This window comes from Halalkalicoccus sp. CGA53 (assembly GCF_036429475.1).
GTDB classification, from domain to species: domain Archaea; phylum Halobacteriota; class Halobacteria; order Halobacteriales; family Halalkalicoccaceae; genus Natronorarus; species Natronorarus salvus.
Window position 1 is genome coordinate 1,109,221 of record NZ_CP144125.1, and the last position, 21,767, is coordinate 1,130,987.

26 protein-coding genes and 1 pseudogene are annotated in these 21,767 nt (G+C 67.6%); 13 read left to right on the plus strand and 14 right to left on the minus strand.

The genetic code is table 11. The annotated features are described in order from the left end of the window. The first annotated feature begins 161 nt into the window (after window positions 1-161). On the plus strand, window positions 162-1,265 hold the full coding sequence (locus V2L32_RS07015) for a glutamate-cysteine ligase family protein (RefSeq protein WP_331235766.1): 1,104 nt from the start codon (window positions 162-164) through the stop codon (window positions 1,263-1,265). Window positions 1,266-1,331: 66 nt separating this feature from the next. Here the strand turns inward: V2L32_RS07015 and V2L32_RS07020 are convergent, their stop codons facing one another. The 3 genes from V2L32_RS07020 to V2L32_RS07030 form a co-directional block, all read right to left on the minus strand. Beyond that, window positions 1,332-2,393, minus strand: a complete 1,062-nt coding sequence (locus V2L32_RS07020) for a zinc-dependent alcohol dehydrogenase family protein (protein WP_331235767.1) — start codon at window positions 2,391-2,393, stop codon at window positions 1,332-1,334. A 116-nt stretch (window positions 2,394-2,509) separates the two neighbouring features. Beyond that, entirely contained in the window at window positions 2,510-2,911 is a 402-nt protein-coding gene (locus V2L32_RS07025) for a carboxymuconolactone decarboxylase family protein (RefSeq protein WP_331235768.1), read from the minus strand. A 37-nt stretch (window positions 2,912-2,948) separates the two neighbouring features. Next, on the minus strand, window positions 2,949-3,116 hold the full coding sequence (locus tag V2L32_RS07030; RefSeq protein WP_331235769.1) for a DUF1059 domain-containing protein: 168 nt from the start codon (window positions 3,114-3,116) through the stop codon (window positions 2,949-2,951). A 156-nt stretch (window positions 3,117-3,272) separates the two neighbouring features. Here V2L32_RS07030 and V2L32_RS21105 point away from each other — a divergent pair. The 4 genes and pseudogenes from V2L32_RS21105 to V2L32_RS07045 form a co-directional block, all read left to right on the plus strand. After that, window positions 3,273-3,479, plus strand: a pseudogene (locus V2L32_RS21105) (helix-turn-helix domain-containing protein); the annotation flags it as partial. Between the two features lie 52 nt (window positions 3,480-3,531). Further along, window positions 3,532-4,098: a transcriptional regulator FilR1 domain-containing protein gene (locus tag V2L32_RS07035; protein WP_331235770.1), complete on the plus strand. Its 567-nt coding sequence runs from the start codon at window positions 3,532-3,534 to the stop codon at window positions 4,096-4,098. A gap of 81 nt (window positions 4,099-4,179) precedes the next feature. Further along, window positions 4,180-4,347, plus strand: coding sequence for a DUF1059 domain-containing protein (locus V2L32_RS07040; RefSeq protein WP_331235771.1), 168 nt, complete (start codon window positions 4,180-4,182; stop codon window positions 4,345-4,347). A gap of 188 nt (window positions 4,348-4,535) precedes the next feature. After that, window positions 4,536-4,937 carry a DUF7575 domain-containing protein gene (locus tag V2L32_RS07045; protein ID WP_331235772.1) on the plus strand — a complete coding sequence of 134 codons (402 nt, stop codon included), beginning with the start codon at window positions 4,536-4,538 and terminating at the stop codon, window positions 4,935-4,937. Window positions 4,938-4,940: 3 nt separating this feature from the next. Here V2L32_RS07045 and V2L32_RS07050 read toward each other — a convergent pair whose 3' ends face one another. Beyond that, window positions 4,941-6,125 (minus strand): 3-dehydroquinate synthase II, encoded by a 1,185-nt coding sequence (locus tag V2L32_RS07050; RefSeq protein WP_331235773.1) that lies wholly within the window; start codon window positions 6,123-6,125, stop codon window positions 4,941-4,943. 115 nt (window positions 6,126-6,240) lie between these two features. Here V2L32_RS07050 and V2L32_RS07055 point away from each other — a divergent pair, with 115 nt between their 5' ends. The 3 genes from V2L32_RS07055 (at window position 6,241) to V2L32_RS07065 (ending at window position 7,689) form a co-directional block, all read left to right on the plus strand. Continuing rightward, window positions 6,241-6,978, plus strand: coding sequence for an AzlC family ABC transporter permease (locus tag V2L32_RS07055; RefSeq protein WP_331235774.1), 738 nt, complete (start codon window positions 6,241-6,243; stop codon window positions 6,976-6,978). Further along, window positions 6,968-7,285: an AzlD family protein gene (locus V2L32_RS07060; RefSeq protein WP_331235775.1), complete on the plus strand. Its 318-nt coding sequence runs from the start codon at window positions 6,968-6,970 to the stop codon at window positions 7,283-7,285. Before V2L32_RS07055 ends, V2L32_RS07060 begins: the two co-directional genes overlap by 11 nt. A gap of 161 nt (window positions 7,286-7,446) precedes the next feature. Then, complete coding sequence (locus V2L32_RS07065; RefSeq protein WP_331235776.1) at window positions 7,447-7,689, plus strand: hypothetical protein; 243 nt, start codon at window positions 7,447-7,449, stop codon at window positions 7,687-7,689. Between the two features lie 16 nt (window positions 7,690-7,705). Here V2L32_RS07065 and V2L32_RS07070 read toward each other — a convergent pair whose 3' ends face one another. Then, the gene (locus V2L32_RS07070) at window positions 7,706-7,900 is read right to left on the minus strand and encodes an OB-fold nucleic acid binding domain-containing protein (protein ID WP_331235777.1); all 195 of its coding nucleotides are present in this window, start codon (window positions 7,898-7,900) and stop codon (window positions 7,706-7,708) included. A gap of 120 nt (window positions 7,901-8,020) precedes the next feature. Between V2L32_RS07070 and V2L32_RS07075 the strand changes: the two genes are divergently transcribed. Together V2L32_RS07075 and V2L32_RS07080 are read left to right on the plus strand one after the other, a co-directional pair. Continuing rightward, a complete protein-coding gene (locus V2L32_RS07075; protein WP_331235778.1) occupies window positions 8,021-8,956 on the plus strand; it encodes an ArsA family ATPase in 936 nt (311 codons plus the stop codon). Window positions 8,957-9,116: 160 nt separating this feature from the next. Beyond that, entirely contained in the window at window positions 9,117-9,239 is a 123-nt protein-coding gene (locus V2L32_RS07080) for a hypothetical protein (protein ID WP_331235779.1), read from the plus strand. 107 nt (window positions 9,240-9,346) lie between these two features. Here the strand turns inward: V2L32_RS07080 and V2L32_RS07085 are convergent, their stop codons facing one another. The 5 genes from V2L32_RS07085 to trpC are packed head-to-tail and all read right to left on the minus strand — an operon-like array spanning window position 9,347 to window position 13,862. Next, window positions 9,347-10,135: an SDR family NAD(P)-dependent oxidoreductase gene (locus tag V2L32_RS07085; RefSeq protein WP_331235780.1), complete on the minus strand. Its 789-nt coding sequence runs from the start codon at window positions 10,133-10,135 to the stop codon at window positions 9,347-9,349. A 41-nt stretch (window positions 10,136-10,176) separates the two neighbouring features. Further along, window positions 10,177-10,989 carry a 2-amino-3,7-dideoxy-D-threo-hept-6-ulosonate synthase gene (locus V2L32_RS07090; RefSeq protein WP_331235781.1) on the minus strand — a complete coding sequence of 271 codons (813 nt, stop codon included), beginning with the start codon at window positions 10,987-10,989 and terminating at the stop codon, window positions 10,177-10,179. 25 nt (window positions 10,990-11,014) lie between these two features. Beyond that, complete coding sequence (gene trpA, locus V2L32_RS07095; RefSeq protein WP_331235782.1) at window positions 11,015-11,854, minus strand: tryptophan synthase subunit alpha; 840 nt, start codon at window positions 11,852-11,854, stop codon at window positions 11,015-11,017. Beyond that, window positions 11,851-13,104, minus strand: a complete 1,254-nt coding sequence (gene trpB, locus V2L32_RS07100; RefSeq protein ID WP_331235783.1) for a tryptophan synthase subunit beta — start codon at window positions 13,102-13,104, stop codon at window positions 11,851-11,853. Before trpB ends, trpA begins: the two co-directional genes overlap by 4 nt. Further along, a complete protein-coding gene (gene trpC, locus V2L32_RS07105) occupies window positions 13,101-13,862 on the minus strand; it encodes an indole-3-glycerol phosphate synthase (protein ID WP_331235784.1) in 762 nt (253 codons plus the stop codon). The genes trpB and trpC overlap by 4 nt, the downstream gene beginning before the upstream one ends. Before the next feature lie 81 nt (window positions 13,863-13,943). Between trpC and V2L32_RS07110 the strand changes: the two genes are divergently transcribed. Then, window positions 13,944-14,408: an MGMT family protein gene (locus V2L32_RS07110; RefSeq protein ID WP_331235785.1), complete on the plus strand. Its 465-nt coding sequence runs from the start codon at window positions 13,944-13,946 to the stop codon at window positions 14,406-14,408. A 126-nt stretch (window positions 14,409-14,534) separates the two neighbouring features. Here V2L32_RS07110 and V2L32_RS07115 read toward each other — a convergent pair whose 3' ends face one another. Beyond that, on the minus strand, window positions 14,535-15,440 hold the full coding sequence (locus V2L32_RS07115; RefSeq protein ID WP_331235786.1) for a CPBP family intramembrane glutamic endopeptidase: 906 nt from the start codon (window positions 15,438-15,440) through the stop codon (window positions 14,535-14,537). 3 nt (window positions 15,441-15,443) lie between these two features. Next, the gene (gene lonB / locus V2L32_RS07120; RefSeq protein ID WP_331235787.1) at window positions 15,444-17,525 is read right to left on the minus strand and encodes an ATP-dependent protease LonB; all 2,082 of its coding nucleotides are present in this window, start codon (window positions 17,523-17,525) and stop codon (window positions 15,444-15,446) included. A gap of 153 nt (window positions 17,526-17,678) precedes the next feature. Between lonB and V2L32_RS07125 the strand changes: the two genes are divergently transcribed. Further along, on the plus strand, window positions 17,679-18,212 hold the full coding sequence (locus tag V2L32_RS07125) for a nicotinamide-nucleotide adenylyltransferase (protein ID WP_331235788.1): 534 nt from the start codon (window positions 17,679-17,681) through the stop codon (window positions 18,210-18,212). Further along, a complete protein-coding gene (locus V2L32_RS07130) occupies window positions 18,209-19,000 on the plus strand; it encodes an SAM hydrolase/SAM-dependent halogenase family protein (protein ID WP_331235789.1) in 792 nt (263 codons plus the stop codon). Before V2L32_RS07125 ends, V2L32_RS07130 begins: the two co-directional genes overlap by 4 nt. A 38-nt stretch (window positions 19,001-19,038) precedes the next feature. On the opposite strand, the gene V2L32_RS07135 is transcribed toward V2L32_RS07130, so the two are convergent. Together V2L32_RS07135 and thsA are read right to left on the minus strand one after the other, a co-directional pair. Next, window positions 19,039-19,923 carry an SDR family oxidoreductase gene (locus V2L32_RS07135; RefSeq protein ID WP_331235790.1) on the minus strand — a complete coding sequence of 295 codons (885 nt, stop codon included), beginning with the start codon at window positions 19,921-19,923 and terminating at the stop codon, window positions 19,039-19,041. Between the two features lie 137 nt (window positions 19,924-20,060). After that, window positions 20,061-21,620: a thermosome subunit alpha gene (thsA, locus tag V2L32_RS07140; protein WP_331235791.1), complete on the minus strand. Its 1,560-nt coding sequence runs from the start codon at window positions 21,618-21,620 to the stop codon at window positions 20,061-20,063. Window positions 21,621-21,767 lie beyond the last annotated feature (147 nt).

The following is a 21,767-nucleotide window of genomic DNA, read 5'->3' on the forward strand; positions in this document are numbered from 1 at the left end:
ATTAGCGTGTTTCGCCTGCAGGGGACCGGATCTGCACAGGCAAGGAGAGGGAGCTTCCCGATAGGGGATGTGGAACCGTTACGGTCGACGACGATTCGGTCGACGGCGTCGACCTCCGTATCGAAACGCGACCGCACCACGTGCGGCGAGCTACTACCACCATGCAACTCAGCCTCGAACTCGAATACTGGACGATCGACGAGAGGGGTGCACTCGCACCTGCGAAACCGGTGCTCGACCGCGTCGACGATCTCGACGCCGAGAGCGCAGACCCCATGCTCGAGGTCGTCACCGAGCCCTGCGAGGACGTGATCGAACTCCGCGAGGAGGTCATCAAACGCCTCCGGGAGGCGATCGGTGTCGCCAGGGAGGAGGGGCTTCGCCTCGTTCCGCTCGCGACGCCGCTCGATAGCGACGAGATCGGGACCAGCGACGGCCCTCGAACGCAGATCCAGCGGTGCGTGCTCGGGGAGACGTTCGCGAACGCCACCCACTGTGCGGGCACGCACCTTCACGTCGATCGGATCGACGGCGCCGAGGTGGACCAGCTGAACCTGCTGACCGCGCTGGACCCGGCGTTCGCGCTCGTCGCGAGCTCGTCTCACCACCGGGGACGCAGGGTCGCCGGCTGTGCGCGCCCCCACGTCTACCGGCGGGGGTGCTACGGGGACCACCCCCACCTCGGCCGACTGTGGCCCTACGTCGAGGACGTCGACGAGTGGGAGGAACGGATCGACACCACGTTCGATCGGTTCCGTCGGGAGGCCATCGCCGACGGGACCGATCCGGAGACGTTCGACCGCCATTTCACGCCGGAGGACACGACGTGGACACCGATCCGCCTGCGCGACGAGTTCGACACGATCGAGTGGCGTGCGCCGGACACGGCGCTCCCGGGACAGATCCTCCGGCTCGTCGGCGACGTCCGGGACGCGCTCTCGTTCGCCGTGGACCGGGACGTCGAGGTCGGGAACTCGCCCGGCCTCGGCGAGGACGCCGTGACGATCCCCGAGTTCGATCGGCTGCGTCGGCTCGTCGGAGAGGCCATAGATCGTGGGCTCGACGCGCCCGCCGTCTCGCGATACCTGGACGCGATGGGGTTCGATCCGACGACGTACCGTCCGGTCGCGCGGGAGATCGGGGACACCGCATCGCTGTCGAGGGGACGGGCACGACGGCTCCGACTCCGATACGCCGACCGGCTCGAACGCGAAGTCGACGCGTTCGCCGGACCCCAGACGTCGAGACGGACCGTCGCGACGTAACCGGCGACGGTTCACGGAGGCCACTCACCCGCGGGTCCAGGGTGACGACCTCGAGAGCTCCCCGGTTCAGAACTCGGTGATCACCGGGATTCCGTACGTCTCGAAGTCGGTCATCGACGCGAGCGTCTCCGAGGTTTCCTCGAGGGACACCGTCTCGGTGATCACTGCACCGGGATCGAGGTTCCCGGCTGCGACCATCCGGAATATCTCGCCGTACCGTGCCGACGGCATCCCCTTCGAGCCCACGATGGTGAACTCGTTGTGCACCATCAGGTCCGTGGGAAGCGCGATCTCGCCCGCTTCGGCCTCGGTCGTCAGCCCGATCTGGACGTGCGTCCCGCGCCGGCGGAGGCTGTACACCGAGTTTCGACAGGTGGCTGCGATCCCGAGTGCGTCGATCGACACGTGCGCACCGCCGTCGGTGAGCGCCTCCACGGTGGCGGGAACGTCGTCGGTCTCGGTCGCGTTGACGACCTCGCTCGCCCCGAGATCCGTTGCGATCGCCAGCGTCCCGTCGTCCAGATCGACCGCGACGACGTTCGCACCGAGCGCGTCCGCGATGTGGACCGCCGAGAGGCCGACGCCCCCGCAGCCGTGGATCGCTACCCAGTCGCCCGCCGAGACCTCGGCCTGGTGGACGAGCGCGTGGAACGCGGTCACGAACCGGCAACCCAACGAGGCCATGTCGACCGACGAGACGCCATCGGGCAGCGGTACGAGGTTGACGTCGGCGAACGGGACCGAAAAGCGCTCGGCGAACGCACCGGGGAGCGCGTCGTGGAACCCCAGCCCCATGCCGTGGTCACAGACGTTCGGATGTCCCGCCCGACACTGTGGGCAGGCCCCCTCTGCGACGTAGAACGGCACGGTAACGTGATCACCCTCCGTAACCTCTCCGACCCGATCGCCGACCTCCACGACCCGTCCGGCGATTTCGTGGCCGAGGATCTGGCCGGGAGCGAGGTCCATGCCGGCCCAGGTCCAGTCGCCCGTCCAGGCGTGCCAGTCCGAGCGACAGATCCCGCAGGCCTCCGTTTCGATCACCACGCCGGTCGGGTCGAGCGTCGGCTCGTCGACCTCCCTAACGTCGAGCGGTTCGCCGTACTCCGTGAAGACTGCTGCGCGCATGTCACGATCGCTCCGTCCCCGCGCCGGCCCCTCGCGATCCGTCGAACGCTTTTCGGTTCGTCACCCGTCCCCCGGCCGTGTCCCGTTCGACGATCACGAGTGGACCGTCCGGTAGATCAGTCGGCATCCGCCGCGTTCGCCCGCTGTTCCTCGATGTGGTCGACGATCCCCGCCGTCTCCTCGACGAACTCGTCGAGATCGACCTCCGCCCCGTGCAGGACCGTCGAGAAGTACCGGATGTCCGCGGCGACGTTCACCGCCTCTGCGATACCCTCTCCCGAGACCGCTCCCAGTTTCGCCTCCTCCCGGTGGAAGTGAATGCAGTAGGGACACCCGATCGCGGCGGCCGCCCCGAGCGCGACAAGCGCTTTCTCCCGGTTCGGGAGCTCCGTCTCCTCGAACTGGAGGTCGCGGGCGAGTCGCCAGCTGTGGTCGGCCGCCGGCTCCGCGATCGCACCTATCCAGCTCGGCACCCCTCCGAGGTACGCTTCGATCTCCTCTCTCGTTCGTTCTTCCATGTTGTCTATGTCCTCTTTTTGATTCCCGACTGGTCGTTCAGACGTCCCGCATCAGGGCTCTCACGTCGGCGTCGGCGACCGCCTGTCCGTGCGTTCGTTCCGCGTGCTGCTGGACGAACCGGATCAGCTCGTCCACGTTCTCCGACCGGACGAGGAACTCACAGTCCTCGTAGCCGGCGCTCTTGCAGTTGACTTCTCGTGCCATTGGTCGTCTCCAGTCGCCAGGTATCTGGCGACGAACGAGGAGAGGTGGCCGTGAGTCGTATACGTACCTGCCGAGAAATCTCACTCGCTGAGCGATCTCGGGCCGTGAGAGGACCCGCGAGATACGGCTATATCGGAGAACCCCGTGTGTTGGACCATGAAGAACTCGTTCGAGGCCGAGACCGACGAACTCGTCCGGGTCCTCAGACATCGACACGTATTCGCCCAGCTCCAGGAGGAGGCCCTCGAGCGACGGCAGTTAGAGGACAGGCTGGACGTGTCCCGAGCCACGAGCCACCGGTACGTCCGGACGCTCGACGAACTGGGCCTCGTCGAGAGGACCGACGGACGGTTCTCGCTCACCGACCTCGGCGAGGAGATCGCTGCGACGGTGGCCACGTTCGAGACGGAGGTCGGTGCACGCCTCCGCCTCGCCCCGATGGTGGACGTACTGGACAGCGCTACCCCCCCCACCCGACGTCGAGGCGTTCGTCGGAGCGAGGGTGACGCACGTCGAGCGTGGCGACCCGTACGCACCGTTGACGCGCTTCGTCTCGCTCGTCCAAGCGACCGAGACGCTCCGCGGGATAAACACCTGTCGTATCGCACCGACCTACATGGAGGAGTTCCAGGGACGCATCCTCGCCGGCATGCGGACGGAACTGAACGACACCCCCCTCGTGCTCGCGGACGTCATGGATCGCTACCCGGAGAAGTGCGTGCAGATCTGCGTATCGGAGAACCTCACGCTCTGGATCCACGAGGACCGCGACGCGTTGCCCTTCGGCCTGGTGCTCTTCGACGACCGCGTCGGGATCGGGCTCTTCGATACCACGAAGGGGGCCCTGGAGGCGTTCGTCGACACGGACGAGCAGGCGGCCGTCGAGTGGGCGAACGCGGTGTACGACCGGTACACCGCGGAGTCGAGTCGTCTGGATACCTTCACCAAGAAAGGGCTGAACGAAGCGCTCGCACGGTGCTAGCCGATCGATACGCCCCCGGTGGAAGAATCTAGAGTACAACTGATACAAAGGGATAAGACGTGTTACCATGTGATACGGTACATGGCGAAAGAGATCAGCTGTATCAACGCCGGGTTCGAGGACTGCGAGTTCCTGATCCGCTCGGAGAACGAAGAGGAAGTGATAGAGTTCGCACAGCAACACGCGAAGAACGTCCACGCCACGGACGCTCCCCGAGACCACATCGAAAAGGTACTGGTCGAGGTCTGATCTCGAGGTACCGGGTGACCTCCGATTCCCTGTCGGGTAGTTCGATCTCCCAGCCACCGTGGGTCCCCGATGGTCGGTCCTCGACGCCGGATTCGTCGTCCAGGCGTCTCTCTCCCGGGGATAGAGGACGCTCGGAACGATCGGGAAACCCCGAAGGTTAAATACGTTCAGCGCCCTGCTGACAGGTAGTGAGCGAGGAAACGCCGAAACGGCCGTGGCTCGCTGTTCTCCTGGCACTCGTCTACCCGGGGCTCGGACACGCCTACCTCCGGGCCTGGCTCCGGGCGCTGCTCTGGGTCTGGATGGCGGTCCTCGCGGTCGTGCTCTTCGTCCCCGACGGGACGTTCGACGGCGTCGGCTCGCTCTCGGCGCTGCCCGCCGTCGTCACCGGCCTGCCGACCGAGGCGCTGGTCGCACTCGGGATGGTCGCCGCGTTCAACGTCGTCGACGCCTACTGGCAGGCGACACAGACGATCACCCAGCCCGGCATGAGCCGCTGTCCCCACTGCGGGAAGGAGATCGACGACGACCTCGGGATCGACTTCTGTCACTGGTGTACGAGCCCGATCGAGTCGGAATCGGCCCCCTGAAGACTACTTCTCGATGATCGACTCCTCGACCGCCTCGCCGAAGTGTCGGGCGACCGCCTCGTAGTAGACGAGCAGTTCGTCGCCCTCCTCCAGATCCGTCACCGCGGTCTTGCCCTCGCCCGTCTCGACCTTGATCGTCTCCGCGTTCTGGAGGAGCGTCCCGATCCGGTCCGTTCCCTCCTCGGTCTCGAGTTCGGCCTCGACCCTGAACATCGGCCGTTTCTCGATCTTCGCCCGGCCGACGATCGCCTCCCTCGTCTTCCCCGCCGTATCGACGACCTGCACCTCGTCGCCGCTCTCGATCTCCGAGAGGTACTTCGTCCCGCCGTTGGGCGTCCGGACGTAGGCGTGGACCGCACCCGCGTTCACCCGAAACGGCCGGGAGGCGACGTACGGCGACTCCGCGGTCTCGGCGTGGACGAAGAAGAGTCCCCTGCTCATCGACCCGACGAGCATCCCCTCGTTCGGCTCCAGCAGCGAGCCGGTATCGACGCAGACCCGGTCGGCCGAACCGACCTGCTCGATCTCCCTCACGGTCGCCCACCGCAGGTCGAGGCTCTCTCGCCCGGCCTCGTCGCGCACCTCGCAGGTCGCGCGGATCTCGTCCGGGTCGTCGGAGTCGAGCAGTACGCCGTCGGCCCCGGTTTCGAGCGTCTCGAACGCGGTCTTCGTGTCGGCGGCGGTCTCGACGCCCGCGATCAGCGTCGTCTCCTCGCCGATCCGCGCGATCAGGTTCTCCAGGGGGATGATCGTCCAGTCCTCGCCGACGACGATCGTGTACTCGGCCTCTTCGGCGGCGGTCTGCGCGAACGCCTCGTACTCCCGTCCGAGGATCCTGACGTACGCGCCCCGTTCGAGGTCCTCCTCGCCGCGACGCAGCGTCGAGAGGTCGGCCGACCCCGAGTAGTCCTCCGGGAGGTCGACGGTGCCGTCCCCCTCGCCCTTCTTCCCGATCACGACCGCGTCAGGGGGGGCTCGCTCTCCCTCCTCGGCGTCCATCACGTGGACGTCGCCGGCGGTCCGGAACGCCGCGACGTTCACGGAGCCGAGCTCGCGAACCCGCCCGACGTCGGCTTCGTCGACGAGCACCCAGTCCACGCCGGCTTCGAGGCCGGCGGTGATCCGGCGCTTTCTTGCCTCCCAGTCGCCGACCGCGTCGTCGGCTTTCAGCCACACCGATCGTTCCATGCCGAGGACTCTCGTGGATCGGGCTTGAACGTGGCGGATCGGGTCGAACGATCGAGTTCGAGAGCGATTTACGCGAGCCCGGTCTCCGTTCGGAGAGGGCCGATCAGAACGCGAGATGGTGGACACGGAGACGAGCGATCGGGCGAGCGAGCGAGGCGGGGCCGAGAGCGTGACGTTCACGCGAGGCGGCGTCGTCGCGGGCTTTCTCACCTGCCTCCCGATCACGTTCGGCGTCGCCGGCTACGGGGTCGCCTTCGGCGTCCTCGCCGACCGGGTGGGACTGAGCGCGGCCGAGGCGGCGCTGATGAGCGCGACCGTCGTCGCCGGTGCCTCACAGATCGTCGCCGTCGAGCTCTGGGCCGATCCCATTCCCGTCGTGACGATCCTGCTCACGACGTTCGCGATCAACCTGCGCTACTCGCTGATGGGCGCGGCGCTCGAGCCGTGGTTCCGTCACCTCTCCGCAAGACGAGCGTACGGCAGCCTCTTCCTCATGGCCGACGAGAACTGGGCGCTCACCATGCGGGACCTGAAGACGGGGAGCGGCCGCGGCGCGTTCCTGCTCGGCAGCGGGATCGCGGTCTGGAGTTTCTGGGTCGTCTCGACGGTCCTCGGCGTCATCGCCGGGGGCGCGATCGGCGACCCGGAGACGTTCGGCATCGACTTCGTCCTCGCGGCGGTGTTCGTCGCGCTCGCAGTCGAACTCTGGGAGGGGGCGTCGAACTCGCTCGTGCCGTGGCTCGTCGCGCTCTCGGTCGCGCTGGTCTCCTCCGAACTGCTCCACGGCCACTGGTACATCCTGCTCGGCGGGTTCGCCGCCGCTGGGGTGGAGGCGATCCGTCATGGCCGCTAGCGCGCTCCTGCTCGACCCGCTCGTCGTCGGCGTGATCCTCGCGATGGCGCTCGTCACGGTGCTCACGAAGGTCGGGGGGCTCTGGCTCCTGAGCACGACCGACGTGAGCGAGCGCGTCGAGGCTGGACTCTCGGTGCTCCCCGGTGCGATCGTGGTCGCGCTCCTCGGACCCGAACTCGCGAGCGGCGGGCCCGCCGAGTGGGCCGCCGCGGGAGTCGTTTTGCTCACGATGTGGCGGACCGAGAGTATCCTGCTCGCGCTCTGTGCCGGTGTCGGCGCGGTCGTCCTGTTCAGGGCGATGCTGTGATCGAACCCCGCCCAGCGTCCCCCTCGAACCGGGTCGAGCCGTGGGCGACTTCCCGTCCGGAATCGTCCACCAGAGATCCGAGTTCTGCCACGATCGTGGTCTCCCTGGGACGCTGGATACCCATCCGAAATCCATATCACCTCTTCGCTCGACGGACCTCCATGTACGACGGAATCGCCGAACTCCTGATCGAGGCGCTGGTCCTCGCCGGGTACGCCTCGATCGCCCTCGTCCTCGTACTCGTCGGCCTCCTCGTCGAGTACTCGACGCTCTCGCTCGCGCTCTCGGGTGAGTTCCTCCTCGCGGTCTGGGTCGGCGGGTTCGGGGCCATCGCGCTCTGGTCAGCCTACCTCGTCTTCAGCCGGAAGCTCTTGCCGCTCCTGGGACGGACCGTCGCGGCGTAGACCCCCCGTTCCGTCCTCACGTCCCGTCGAACTCGTACTCGTCGGCGAACAGTGTCACCCGCTCGCCGGGGCGAAGCCCGTCGACGACGAGGCCGAACTCGTCGCCGCCGGAGAACGGTCTGAGACGCGGCGGATCGGCGTCGGCCTCCGTCCGCTCGCAGACGAGTTCGATCGACCCGGTCGAGTCCGCCCTGAGTTCGATGCCGTTCATGGCCACCGCTACGCGCTCGGTGTGCTTCACGGTAGCCCCGCGAACGCCCATAGAGGCGTCACGAACCGCCTCGAACCGAACGGACCGACAGTATAGGTTCGTCCGGCCCTTCTCCCCGACGTGACCGAATTCGTCCTCTACGGCGGGAAAGGAGGCGTCGGCAAGACCACCTGTGCGGCGGCGACGGCGCTCGCCGCCGCGGCGGGGGGAACCGACACCCTCGTCGTCTCGACCGATCCCGCCCACTCGCTGTCGGACTCGTTCGAAGCCGACCTCGGCCCCGACCCGACCGCGCTCGGGGAGGGGCTCTGGGCGGTCGAGATCGACCCCGAGGTACAGAAAGACGAGTACCGGGAGATCCTCGAGGCGCTCGCGAAGGACCTCCGTTCCGTCGGGATTCGAATGGACGACGAGGACGTCGCCGACGTCTTCTCCGCAGGGATGCCCCCTGGCGGCGACGAACTCGCCGCGCTCGACCGGCTCGCCACCTACGCCGAGGACGACCGCTTCGACCTGATCGTTCTGGATACCGCGCCAACCGGCCACACCCTCAGACTGCTCGACCTCCCGGACGTGATGGACACCGCCCTCGAGAAGACGCTCTCGCTCCGGGGGCAGGTACGGAGGATCGGCGACTCCGCCCGCCGGGTGATGCTCGGGCCGGCCTCGTACTTCGGGAGTTCAGGACGGAACGACAAGGACATCCTCGTGCTGAAAGCACGGATGGAGCGTGCCCGTGACACGCTCACCGATCCCGAGAGGACCGAGTTCCGTGTCGTGTTGATCCCCGAGGCGATGGCGATTTCGGAATCCGAACGGCTGGTCGCTCGCCTGCGCGAGTATGGGATGCCGGTCCGAACGCTCGTCGTGAACAGGGTGCTCGAAGAAATAGAGGAGGACTGCTCGCGGTGTCGCTCCCGGCACGACAGACACCGAGAGCGGGTCGCGGATATCGAAGCGCTGTTTCCCGAGCTCGAGGTGCGGACGCTCCCCGAGGCTGACGACGAGGTACAGGGAGTCGACGCACTCGGCGGGATCGGGGAACGACTTTCTTAGGGGAGACCGGACGGTTCGCCGTCACGGTCGTGTTCACTCGACGAGCGCTCCGACCCACGAAAGGCTATGCTATCTCATGGCGTAGCACGCGGGGATCGAAACATGACGAAAGCGTATCAGTCCGTGTGGAGAGCTCCCCGACTACGAGGGGTGTGCGTTCATGATCCGATCGGCGGACGAGGACGAGGCGATCCGGATGGTCCAGGACCACGCGGAACACGGCCACGGCGACTCGTTCGACCGCGAGGCGGTGAAGGGAGTCCTCGAGGAGGTCGAGGTGTAGGTCGACCGGATCGGACGACCGATCCAGTCCTCCGCAGCACCGAGTTCAACTATCGTATCCTGTGGGGGAGAATCGAGTCGGGGAACCGATGCTCGAACAGTTTCGTTCTAGCAGGTGTGCCAGCCGCCGTCGACGTAGAGCAGTTCTCCCGTGATATAGGACGCCGCGTCGCTCGCGAGATACAGCGTCGCGTCGGCGACGTCCTCCGGGTAGCCAGCCCGCCCCATCGGGATCGGTTTGAGGAACTCTTCGTCGCCGGCTCTGTCCTCCGTTCGTTCCGTGCCGTCCTCGGTGAACTCGGTCGCGATCTGTCCCGGCGCGGTCGCGTTCACCCGGATCCCGTCACTCGCTAGCTCGAGGGCCGCCCCGCGCGTGAGCATCCGGATCGCTCCTTTCGTCGTGTCGTAGGCGACCTGGCCGTGCTGGGCGAACGTCGAACTGATCGAGGCGGTGTTCACGATCGCTCCTTCCGTACCTGACTCGACCATCTCCGCGGCCGCCGCCTGCGTCCCGACGAACATCCCCCGGACGTTCACCTCGTACGCCTCGTCGAGCGTCTCGACCGCCAGGTCGGTGAACGACCCGCCCGCGAACGTCCCGGCGTTGTTCACCATCACGTCCACGCCGCCGTACTCGCGGGCGGCCTCGACGACCGCCTCCACCTCGCTCGGCTCGGAGACGTCACACTCGGCGTACGCGGCCGTCCCCCCGGACTCCTCGATCAGCCGGTGGGTCGGCACCTCTTCGTCGATGTCCTTCGGTTCCTCCTGGGTGTCGGCGACGAGCACCCGTGCCCCGGCGTCGGCGAAGCCGAGCGCACACGCCCTGCCGATCCCCGACGCGCCGCCGGTGACGATCACGGTCTCTCCCTCGAACGCGAAGCTCGCACGTCCCATACAGGCAGAGGGCGTTCTGCACCCAAAACGATCCGACCTGCTTACGCCTCGATCGCCAGCCCGGAGATCTCGAGCGCCTCCTCCGCACTCGCGTCCTCGTGGATCACCGCGCTCACGGTCCGGGCGATCGCCTCGGGATCGTCGTGCTGGAAGATCGACCGTCCCATCGAGACGCCCGCCGCCCCGGCGTCCATCGCGCCCCGGACCGCCTCGGCCGTCTCGTAATCCGTCCCCTTCGCCCCGCCGGCGATCACCACCGGTAAGGAAGTCGACTCGACGACGTGGGCGAAGCTCTCGGCGTCGCCGCTGTAGGCCGTCTTGATCACGTCCGCGCCGAGCTCCTCGCCGAGTCGGGCCGCGTGAGCGAGGTATTTCGCGTCGTGTTCGGGGTCCTGTCCCTCGAGGTTCGCTCCCCGGGCGTAGGTCATCGCCAGCACCGGAATCCCGTATCGGCCGGCCTCGTCGGTCACCCGCGCGAGGTCCTCGATCTGCTCGCGCTCGTGGTTGCTCCCGACGTTCAGATGGAGCGAGACGGCGTCCGCGCCCGCGCGGATTGCCTCCTCGACCGTGCCGGTCATCCGCTTGTCGTTCGTGTCCGGCCCGAGCGTCGTCGAGGCGTTCAGGTGGACGATGTAACCCGCGCCGTTCGCGTTCGGGTGGACCCGCGGCGCGAGTCCCTTCTGTGTCAGTACGGCGTCGGCCCCGCCGCGTGTCACCCCGTCGATCGTCTTTTCGATCTCCTTGAGCCCCTTCACCGCACCGAGGGTGATCCCGTGGTCCATCGGGACGACGAGGTACTTCTCGTCCGTGCTGATCCGCCCGAGCCGTGCGTCGAGTCCCGCGTTCGTGTTCATGGTGGGAGTCCTTGGCACAGCGCTCTTAAGGCCGTTCCGCTCGCGGCGTGCGTTGCTCGAACCCCTTTTCTGTACCTCGCTTCAGCTCTCTCGCCTTCGCCTCCAGGCGTTCTTCGACCGTCTCCTCGCCGTCGCCCTCGGCGACGATGTCGACGAGCGCGCTGCCGACGATGATCCCGTCGGCGCCCCCGGCGACGATCTCCGCCGCCTGCTCACCCGTGCTGATCCCGAAGCCGACGGCCTTCGGCACCGGCCAGTCGGCCACGCGGTCGAGGCTCTCGCTGGTCTGATCGCTCACGTCCGCCTTCGCGCCGGTCACCCCGAGACGTGCCTGCACGTAGAGGTAGCCCGAGACCTGCTCGCGGATCCGTTCGAGCCGCTCGCCGCGCGTCGTCGGCGCGACGATGAATATCAGGTCGAGGCCGTGTTCGTCACACGCCTCGCGCAGCGGGTCGGCCTCTTCTGCCGGTAAGTCGGGAACGACGAACCCCTCTATCCCGACCGCCGCCGAGCGCTCGACGAACGGCTCGGGACCCTCATCGATACCGAACTGGTAGATCAGGTTGTAGTAGGTCATGCAGACCAGCGGTGCCGAGACGTCGAGATCCGAGACGAACTCGAAGAAGCGCTCGGGCGTCATTCCCGCGTCGAGCGCCCGGGTCACCGCGCCCTGGATCGTCGGGCCTTCCGCGATCGGCTCCGAGAAGGGCAGACCGAGTTCGATCACGTCCGCGCCGCCGCGGTCGAGCGCCTCGACGTAGCGAAGCGAGGAGTCGTAGTCGGGGTCGCCCGCCGCGAGGTAGGGGACGAACGCCGGACCCCCCTCGAAGGCCGCCGCGAGCGCCGCGCTGTTCGCGCGGGTCATCGACCGACTCCCTGAAAGACGTCCATCTCGGGCGCGCCCTCGATCTCCCTTTCACTCGTCTCCTCGATCACCGACTCGAGGTCCTTGTCGCCCCGGCCGGAGACGTTGACGATCACGATCTCGCCCAGGTCCCCGTAGTTTTCGTGGAGGTAGCCGAAGGCGTGGGCGGTCTCCAGCGCCGGGATGATTCCCTCCTCCTGGGAGAGCCGGTGGAACGCCTCCAGCGCCGCGTCGTCGTCCACCGTGACCGGCGTTACCCTACCGGTGTCGACGAGGTGGGCGAGTTCGGGGCCGACGCCGGCGTAGTCCAGCCCCGACGAGACGCTGTGGGACTCCATGATCTGGCCGTCGCGGTCCTGGAGGATCCGCGTTCGCGCGCCGTGGAGCACGCCCTCGGTGCCGGTCGAGAGCGACGCGGAGTTCGGTGCGACGCCGCGTTCTTCGTCGACGCTGAGAGAGGAGCCGCCCGCCTCCACGGCGTAGAGCTCTACTCCGTCGTCCGAAACGAAGTGGTGAAACGCCCCCATCGTGTTCGAGCCGCCGCCCGCGCAGGCGAGTACGGAGTCAGGAAGCCGACCCGCCTTCTCCAGCACCTGTTCGCGCGCCTCCTCGCTGATGACTGCTTGAAAGTCGCGGACCATCCGCGGGAACGGGTGCGGGCCGACGACGCTCCCGATCACGTAGTGCGTCGTCTCGACACTGGCTGCCCAGTCGCGCATCGTCTCGCTGATCGCCTCCTTGAGCGTACCGCGCCCCGCGGAGACGGGATTCACCTCGGAACCATTGAGTCTCATCCGGAAGACGTTCGGGCGCTGGCGGACGATGTCGCGCTCGCCCATGTAGATCTCACAGGGGAGGTCGAGGTGGGCCGCCGCCATCGCCGTCGCGGTGCCGTGCTGGCCCGCACCGGTCTCCGCGATGATTCGTTCTTTTCCCATGTACTTCGCGAGCAGCACCTGTCCGAGCGCGTTGTTGAGCTTGTGCGCCCCGCCGTGGAGTAAGTCCTCGCGTTTCAGGTAGACGTCGCGTCCGTAGCGCTCGGAGAGCCGATCGGCGCGCTGGAGCGGGAGCGGCCGCCCACCGAAATCAGCGAGGCGCTCGCGGAATTCGTCCACGAACCCGTCCTCGTTCTCGAGGACGTAGCGTTCGTAGGCGTCCTCTAGCTCCTCGATCGCCGGCATCAACGCCTCCGGAACGAACTGGCCGCCGTACTCGCCGAATTTGGGGTTGCTCTCGGTACCGTAGCTCATCGTTCCGCCTCCACGAGCGCCCGCGTGTTCTCCCGCACGTCGCCGTCCATGATCGCCGTCCCGACGAGCAGCGCGTCCGCACCAGCCTCGCGCATCCTCTGTACGTCTCCTCTGTACCGGATCCCGCTCTCCGCGACGAGCGTCACGTCCTCCGGTGCCTCCCGCGCGACCCGCTCGAACGTCGAGCGGTCGACCTCCAGCCGGGCGAGGTCGCGGTTGTTCACGCCGACGATCTCCGCACCTGCGTCGAGGGCGTCTTCGAGCTCCGGTATCGAGTGCACCTCGACGAGCGGCTGGAAGCCGCGGGCCTCGGCCATACGGACGAGGCCGGGAAGGTCGTCGACGAACCTGGCGATCAGTAGGACGAGGTCGGACTCGACGGCGTCGAGCTGCGCCTCCGAGAGCACGAAGTCCTTCCTGAGGACCGGGACGTCGACCGCCTCGCGGATCCGTTCCAGGTTTTCCGTCGATCCCCCGAAGTGCTCGGGTTCGGTGAGCACCGAGAGTGCGGCCGCCCCACCGGCGACCATCTCGCGGGCGAGGTCGACCGGATCGTCCCTCCGTACCCCCTCGGTCGTCGGACTCGTCGGCTTTACCTCGGCGATCACCGGTACGTGGCCGCCGGCTTCCGCCGCTTCGAGCGCCCCTTCGAACGATCGTGCGTCGACCGAGATCGGCTCTCGGTCGGGCACCTCGCGCTCGCGCGCCGCGTCGAGGATCGACTCGACGGCCGGCGCGAGCTCCTGGTTGGCGTTCATCGTTGTACATCGTTGGACTAGTTTGTACATAAGGCTTCCGTCGTCGCCACGTTCAAGCAGTGGACGGCCTTCGGAGGCGGTATGCACCACGACGGGACGACCGGCGTCTTCGCCCGCGAGTTCGACGCGCTCGGCCGGTGGGTACAGATCGGCGTCGCCTCGGGGAACGTCATCAGCGTCTCGTTCCCGACCGAACCGGAGGCCGAGTCCGAGGAGAACGCGGTGCTGGACCGGATCGGGGCGTATCTTGACGGCGAGGAGGACGCCCTCTCGCACGTTGAGGTGGCGCTCACGGTTCCGACCGATCAGCGCACGGTGTTAGAGACGGTCAGGGCGATCCCGTACGGTCAGGCGGTGGGCGTCGACCAGGTCGCGCGGATGGCGGCCGGCTTGGAGGACGACGAAGGTGGCTGGGAGGTCGTCGAGCGTGCGCTCTCCGCGAACCCCGTTCCGATCCTGATCCCGGATCACCGCGTCGTCGACGGGCCGAGCGGCGCGCCCCGCGAGGTGGTCTCGAAACTGCAGTCGCTGGAGGGCTTGGCGTGACTCGTAAGGGGAAGTCCACACTCGAGGAGTTCCTCGACGAGATCCCGAAGCGCCCCGAGCCGGAGGGGATAGACTGGGACGAACGCTACGGCGAACGGTTCGAAAACCGATAGTGGGCCTGGGAGATCACCCGATCCACTCGATCCCCAGCCCCTCGTGGACGACGAACTCCAATGCGTTGACGACGTAGTGGGCGACGATCACCAACAATAGGCTCTCCGTGAGCACGAACGCCGCCGCGAGGACGAAGCCGAGCAATCCCGTTACCACGACGCCCGCGTTGCCCTGTGCGCTGTGGCCCAGCGCGAACGCAGCCGAGGAGACGACCGCGAGCAGCCACGGGTCGATCCCGAAGCCGGCGTGGACCGCGCCGATCAGCGCCGCCCGGAAGAGCAGTTCCTCGAACACGGCGATGATCGGGAGGACGACGAGGAGGAGGGCGACCCAGCCCTGCACGCCCTCGGGGGCGAGCAGTTCCCTGAGGGATTCGTCGCGGTCGATCCCGAACCGCTCGGAGACGGCCCCACCGACCTCGGAGGCGAGGTAGAGCGCGAGGCCGAGGCCGATCCCCCACGCTGTGGCCTCCAGTCCCGTGATCTCACCGCCGATTCCGAGCGCCCACGCGGGTATCTCCGTCCACCACGCGGCGGCGACGAGCACGCCGAGGAACAGTCCCTGACTGAGCGCGACGTTCGCGAGCAACATCCCGGTGGTCAGCTCGACGTCGGGCTCGAGCGTGCGCTCGGCGGGCGTCGCCTGCTCGCTCTCGCCCCCGTGTTCGGGACGCAGACCGTCGGGCGTCGGTGTCGGTTCGGCCTCGCTCCCCTGGTAAACGACGAACTCGTCGGACGTCTCCGTGTGGGTGCTGTCGGCCCCCGGGCGGTCCGGTCCGGGTTCGGTCGACCGCTCACCGACCTCGCCCGTGTGGTCGGCGTCGCTCTCGGTTATCAGATCGGCGGAGGTACGCGCGAGAACGAGCAGGAGACCGAGGACGACGACCGTGATCCCGACGAACGTCGCCCAGTCGGTCACGCCTTACTGCGGGGTCGGGCTGCCGCCGGGGACGGCGTCGGTGAACGCCGGCCCGGTGACGCTCTTCAGCTTGTCCACGAGGCCGTCCTTCTTCGGCTCGCCGACCAGCGCGATGTCGAGCACCTCGCTGATGTGACTGACCGGGATGACCTCGACCATCTCCTCGTACTCGTCTTCGATCATCACGTCCTGGGCGTTCGACGCCGGGATGATGATCGTCTCGATCCCCGATTTCGCGGCCGCCTCGATCTTGTGGGTCACCCCACCGACCGGCAGCACGTCCCCGCGCACGGAGAGCGAGCCGGTCATCGCGACGTTCTGGTCGACCGGGATGTCCTCCAGCGCGGAGATCACCGCCGTCGCGATCGAGATGCTCGCGGAGTCGCCTTCCACACCCTCGTAGCTCTGGAGGAACTGGATGTGGACATCCATCTCGTTGACGTTCTTGTCCGTGAGCTTCTTGATGATCGCCGAGACGTTCTGTACGGACTCCTGGGCGATCTCCTGGAGCTTGCCCGTCGCGATCACCTCGCCGTGGCCCTGGGTGACCTCGGCCATGATCGGTTTGACGATACCGCTGTCCTCGCCCATCACGGCGAGCCCGTTGACCCGGCCGACGACCTCGCCCCGGTTCATCGAGATGTCGTAGTCGCTGTAGCGCTCGATGTAGTTGTCCGCGAGCTGCTGTTCGATCGAGCGCGAGCGCTCTTTCGCCATCAGCACGTCCTCGCGGTCGGTGAACTCCTTGCCCTGGCCGCGGGCGATGTCGCCCGCCACACGCACCAGCCCGCCGAGGTTGCGGAAGTGGAGCGTCAGGTGGCCCTTCCGGCCCGACCGTCGCTTCGCCTCGAGGATGATCTCCTCGATCGCCTCGCGCGAGAAGTGCGGCAGCTTGCCGTCGCGCTCGACCTCCTGGGCGACGAAGCGGGCGTACTTCCGGCGCATCTCGGGGTCGTCGTCGATGGTGTCGTCCATGAACACCTCGTAGCCGTAGCCTTTGATCCGCGAGCGAAGCGCCGGATGCATGTTCTCCAGGGCGTCCCTGTTGCCGGCCGCGACCATGACGAAGTCACAGGGGACGGGTTCGGTCTGGACCATCGCGCCCGAGGAGCGTTCGCTCTGGCCGGTGATCGAGAACTCGCCGTCCTGGATCGCCGTCATCAGGTGCTGCTGGGACTTCACGTCGAGCGTGTTGATCTCGTCGATGAACAGCACGCCCTTGTTCGCCTTGTGGATGCCGCCGGGCTCGACGCGGTCGTGACTCGGCGTCTCCATTCCGCCGGACTGGAACGGGTCGTGGCGCACGTCGCCGAGGAGCGCGCCGGCGTGGGCGCCCGTGACGTCCTCGAACGGCGCCGCGGTGTGATCACCGTTGTTGACGAGCAGGTTCGGAACCATCGCGTCCGAGCCGCGCGAGGCGTACTTGAACGCGACGTAGATGATCGCCGCGGCGATAATCCCCAGCAGGATGTTCCCGATGAACAGCGAGTAGCCGAGGATCACGATGATGATCAGCCACATGAGGATGGTGCGCATCGTGTTGCGCTTTCTGGCCTCCTCCTTGTGGGCCTCGACGATCTGCTCGCCCTTTCCTGCCGGCACGGTCCTGACCTTCGGCTCGTTGCCGTCGTCCGGGTTGTGGTAGACGAGGACGTCCTGGAGCTCCTCGTTCGGCAGCAGGTGGCTCATCGCTTTCGCCAGCATCGACTTTCCGGTCCCCGGCGAACCGATCATCAGCACGTGGCGGCGCTGCTCTGCGGCCTTCATCACCGTCTCGCGGGCGAGGTCCTGCCCGATCACCTGATCGACCAGTCGGTCGGGCACCTCGATGTCGGCGGTGGACTCGACGCGGAGCCCACCCAGGAGGTCGTCCTCGTCGGGGTCCTCCTCGACGACGAGCTCGTCGTCGACGCCGACGTCGCTGCCCAGGTCGTCGAGCAGTCCACCGTCGCCGGTCTCCTCGTCACGAGCGGAGTCGTCGCTGGCCTCGTCGGCGGCCAGCTCCTCGCCGCTGGCCTCCGATCGATCGACCTCGTTCGCCTCCACCGTCGGAGGGTACTCGTCCGAATCGGTCTCCTTGCTCATAGAATGCGTTTCCGTACAGGTTTTGAAGGCCGCTCGACTGATATACTTTCTCCCTCACTCTGCGCCTCGTGCCGCCGAAAACCGGCCGATGCGACGGTGTCTGACGCGACCGTATCTCGCCACGCTTTTGCCGGTCGCCGTCGACTCCCGGGTATGATTCGGGGGATCTACGTCGGTCGCTTCCAGCCCTACCACACCGGCCACCACCGGATGGTCACGCGCATCGCCGAGGACGACGACGTCGACGAACTCGTCCTCGGTATCGGGAGCGCCGACGCCTCTCACTCCGCCACCGACCCGTTCACCGCCGGCGAGCGTATCATGATGATCACGAAGTCGCTCGTCGAGTACGACCTCGTCACCTACGCGGTGCCGATCGAGGACCTGGACAGGAACTCCGTCTGGGTGAGCCACGTCCAGTCGATGAGCCCGCGCTTCGAGGTGGCATACTCGAACAACCCGCTGGTCATCCAACTGTTCAGCGAGGCGGGCATCGAGGTCAGGCAGTCGCCGATGTTCGACCGCGAGGTGCTCGAAGGGGCGAACGTCAGGGAGCGGATGGTCGCCGACGACGGCTGGCGCGACCTCGTTCCGGACCCGGTCGAGGAGGTCGTCGACGAGATCGACGGCATCGAACGGCTCCGGCGGGTGAGCAGAAACGACGCGAACGGGAACGACTGGGAATGATCACGCTCGCCTCGGACTTCGGCTCGCCCTATCCCGCCGCTATGCGCGGCGTGCTCCTCTCTCACACCGACGCTAGACTGGTCGACGTCGCCCACGACTTCCCCCGGGGTGACGTCCGCACGGCCGCGTTCTGGCTCGCCCGGACCCTGCCGACCTTCCCGCCCGCCGTCCACCTCGGTGTCGTCGACCCCGGCGTCGGTACGGACCGACGGGCGATCGTCGTCCGTGCGGGCGAGCACGCGCTCGTCTGTCCCGACAACGGGCTCTCGCTCCCGGCGGCCCGCGACCTCGCCGACGACTCCGACGAGGGCTCGATCGAGGCGTTCGAGATCGATTCAGCTACCGAGGAGTTCCCCGGGACCGACGGCTCCGGAGCGACGTTCGACGGCCGGGACGTCTTCGCGCCGGCCGCAGCCGCCGTCCACGAGGAGGGGGTCAACTCGCTCGAGGGGATCGCGTGGCTCTCGGCCACCGAGGAGGTCGAGGACCTCGCGTTCCCGGAGCCGGAGATCCAGGGCGAGCGCGCGCTCGGCGAGGTCCTCGTCGTCGACGGGTTCGGCACCGCGATCACGAACGTCCCCGGCGAGTTTATAGAGGAGAACTTCGGCGAGGAGGTCGCGGTGAACGGGACGCGCGTCCCGGCCGAGCGGAGCTACGGGTTCGTGGGACGAGGCGAGGCGCTCCTCACGGTGGGAGGCCACGGCAACGTCGAACTCGCGGTGAACGACGGACGCGGCGACGAGGCGTTCGGCGTCGGGGTCGGTACAGAGATCCGCGTCGACCGCTGATCGCCCCCGCGGTCCGGTCGGGGCTGATTCGCCCTCGCTCAGCCGTTGACGACCGAGCCGCCGTTGACGTGGATCGTCTGGCCGCTCACGTACGAGGAGTCCTCGCTGGCGAGGTAGACGTACGCCGGGCCGAGTTCGCTCGGCTGTCCCGGTCTGCCGAGGGGGACGTTCTGGCCGAACTCGGAGACCGCCTCGGGGTCGAACTGGCCGATCGTCGCCGGGATCAGCGGCGTCCAGATCGGTCCCGGGGCGACCTGGTTGACGCGGATCCCCTCGTCGGCGACCTGCTGGGAGAGAGAGCGCGTGAACGCGACGATCGCCCCCTTCGTCGAGGCGTAGTCGACCAGGATCTCCTTTCCCTCGTAGGCGACGACCGAGGTCGTGTTGACGATCGTATCGCCCTCCTCGAGGTAGGGGAGCGCCGCCCGCGCCATGTAGAAGTAGCCGTGGATGTTCGTCGCGAACGTCTCCTCCCACTGCTCGTCGGTGATCTCGGTCAGGTCGGTCTTCACCACCTGCATCGCCGCGTTGTTCACGAGGACGTTCAGGTCGCCGAACTCCTCGACGACGTCCTCGACCGCCTCGCGACAGAACCCGCTGTCGCGGACGTCGCCCTCCACGAGCAGACACTTCCCTCCCTCCGCCTCGACCATCCTCGCGGTCTCGCGGGCGTCGCCTTCCTCTTCGAGGTAGACGACCGCCACGTCGGCGCCCTCCCGCGCGAAGTGGACCGCCGCGGCCCGTCCGATCCCGCTGTCGCCGCCGGTGACGATCGCGACTTTCTCCTCCAGTTTGCCGCTTCCCCGGTAGTCGTCGCGGATGAACGCCGCTTCGGGCTCCATCTCGCCCTCGACGCCCGGCTGGTCGTCCTGTTCCTGCGGCTCGATCCCCTCCGCCTTCCGTTCCGCTGTCTCCTGGCTCATTGGTATCCCCGACCGGTAACGCACGCCCGATCGGACGCTCACGCTACGACGGCGCGACGGTTGAGCGTGCGCGTTGCACTCTCATGGTCGGCGTCGGCTGTCTGCGTTCGTGTCCGTCGCGAAAAGACCCCGCTCCGCTAGTTCGCCGCGATGACGTCGTCGATGCGGACGATCATCGTCGCGGCCTCGGCGGCGCTTTCCACTGCTTCGCGCTTCACTGCGGCGGGGTCGAGGATGCCCTCCTCGACGGGGTCGCCGATCTGGCCCTTCTCGCCGGTGGCGATCACGCCCGCCCGTCCCTCGCGGTCGTGGGCAGCACGCAGGTCGACCAGCGCGTCGATCGGATCCATCCCCGCGTTGCGCGCGAGCGTCCGGGGCAGGATGTCGATCGCGTCCGCGAACGCCTCGACGGCGAGCTGCTTTCTCCCGGTGATGCCCGCGGCCTCGCTCCGGACGCGCTCGGCGATGGCGATCTCGGTCGCGCCCGCGCCGGGGACGACGCCGCCCTCGTCGAGCGCGGCGGCGACCACGTCGAGCGCGTCGTCGAGCGCGCGCTCCAGTTCGGAGGTGACGTGCTCGGTCGAGCCGCGGACGACGACGGTCACCGACTCGGCGTTCGCGCCGCCCTCGACGAACGCGAGTTCGTCCTCGCCGAAGCGCTCGACGTGGACGTGGTCGACGTGACCGAGGTCGCTGTCCTCGATGTCGTCGACCGAGCCGAGTCGCTTCGCGCCGGTCGCGCGGGCGATCGCCCGAGCGTCCTTGTTGTCGATGTCCTCGAAGGCGAGCACGCCGGCGTTCGCGAGCGCGCTCGCGACGCGGCCCTCGATGTCGTCGGTCACGAACGCGACGTCCACGCCCGCCTCGACCAGTGCGTCGGCGTAGCCCTTGAGCTGGGCCTCCTCGGCCTCGATCGCGGCGTTGAGCTGGTCGATGTCCTCGATCGTGTACTCCGCGTCGATCTCGGTCTCTCTGATGTCGAGTTCGAGGTCGAGCACCGCGACGCTCGCGTCCTCGACCGACCGGGGCATGTTGTCGTGGGCGGGCTCCTCGTCGACGACGACGCCCTTCACGAGCTCGGTCTCGGCGGAGCTACCGCCGACCTGCGTCTGCATCCGGACGTTCTCGCGCTCGACGCCGTCGTCGCCCTCGACCTGTCGGATCGTCTCGACGACGAGTTCGGCGAGCGTCTCGGCGGTGACGCCGCCGGTGCCCTTGCCGGTCATCGAGGACTCGGCGACCGAGCGGAGGATCTCGTCGGTGAGCTCCTCCTCTAACGTGACCTCCCCGATCGCCTCCTGGGCGATCGCCGCCGCCTCGTGGTAGCCCTCGACGATCGTCGTCGGGTGGACGTCGTCTTCGAGCAGGTCCTCGGCCTGGGCGAGCAGTTCGCCCGCGAGCACCGCCGCCGTCGTGGTGCCGTCGCCGACCTCTTCCTCCTGGCTCTCGCTCACCTCGACGATCATCTGCGCCGCCGGGTGCTCGATGTCCATCTCGTTCAGGATCGTCGCCCCGTCGTTCGTGACGACCATATCCCCCGAGGAGTCGACGAGCATCTTGTCCATCCCGCGCGGGCCGAGCGTCGTCCGTACCGCTTCGGCGACCGCTTTGCCCGCCGCGATGTTCGACTGCTGGGCGTCGCGCCCGCGCGTTCGCTCGCTGTCCTCGCCGAGAATCACTACGGGTAAGCCTCCCATGCGTCGCTGTCCTGATGCCATGTATCTCACCTGCAATGTCGTTAGCGGTTCTATATAAGCGTTTCTGTACGGGGAGCCGTGTGCTCCGGGTTCGCACTCCGTGAGACGAGCGATAGTCACCCGGGAGAGGGGGAGAACCGATCGCCG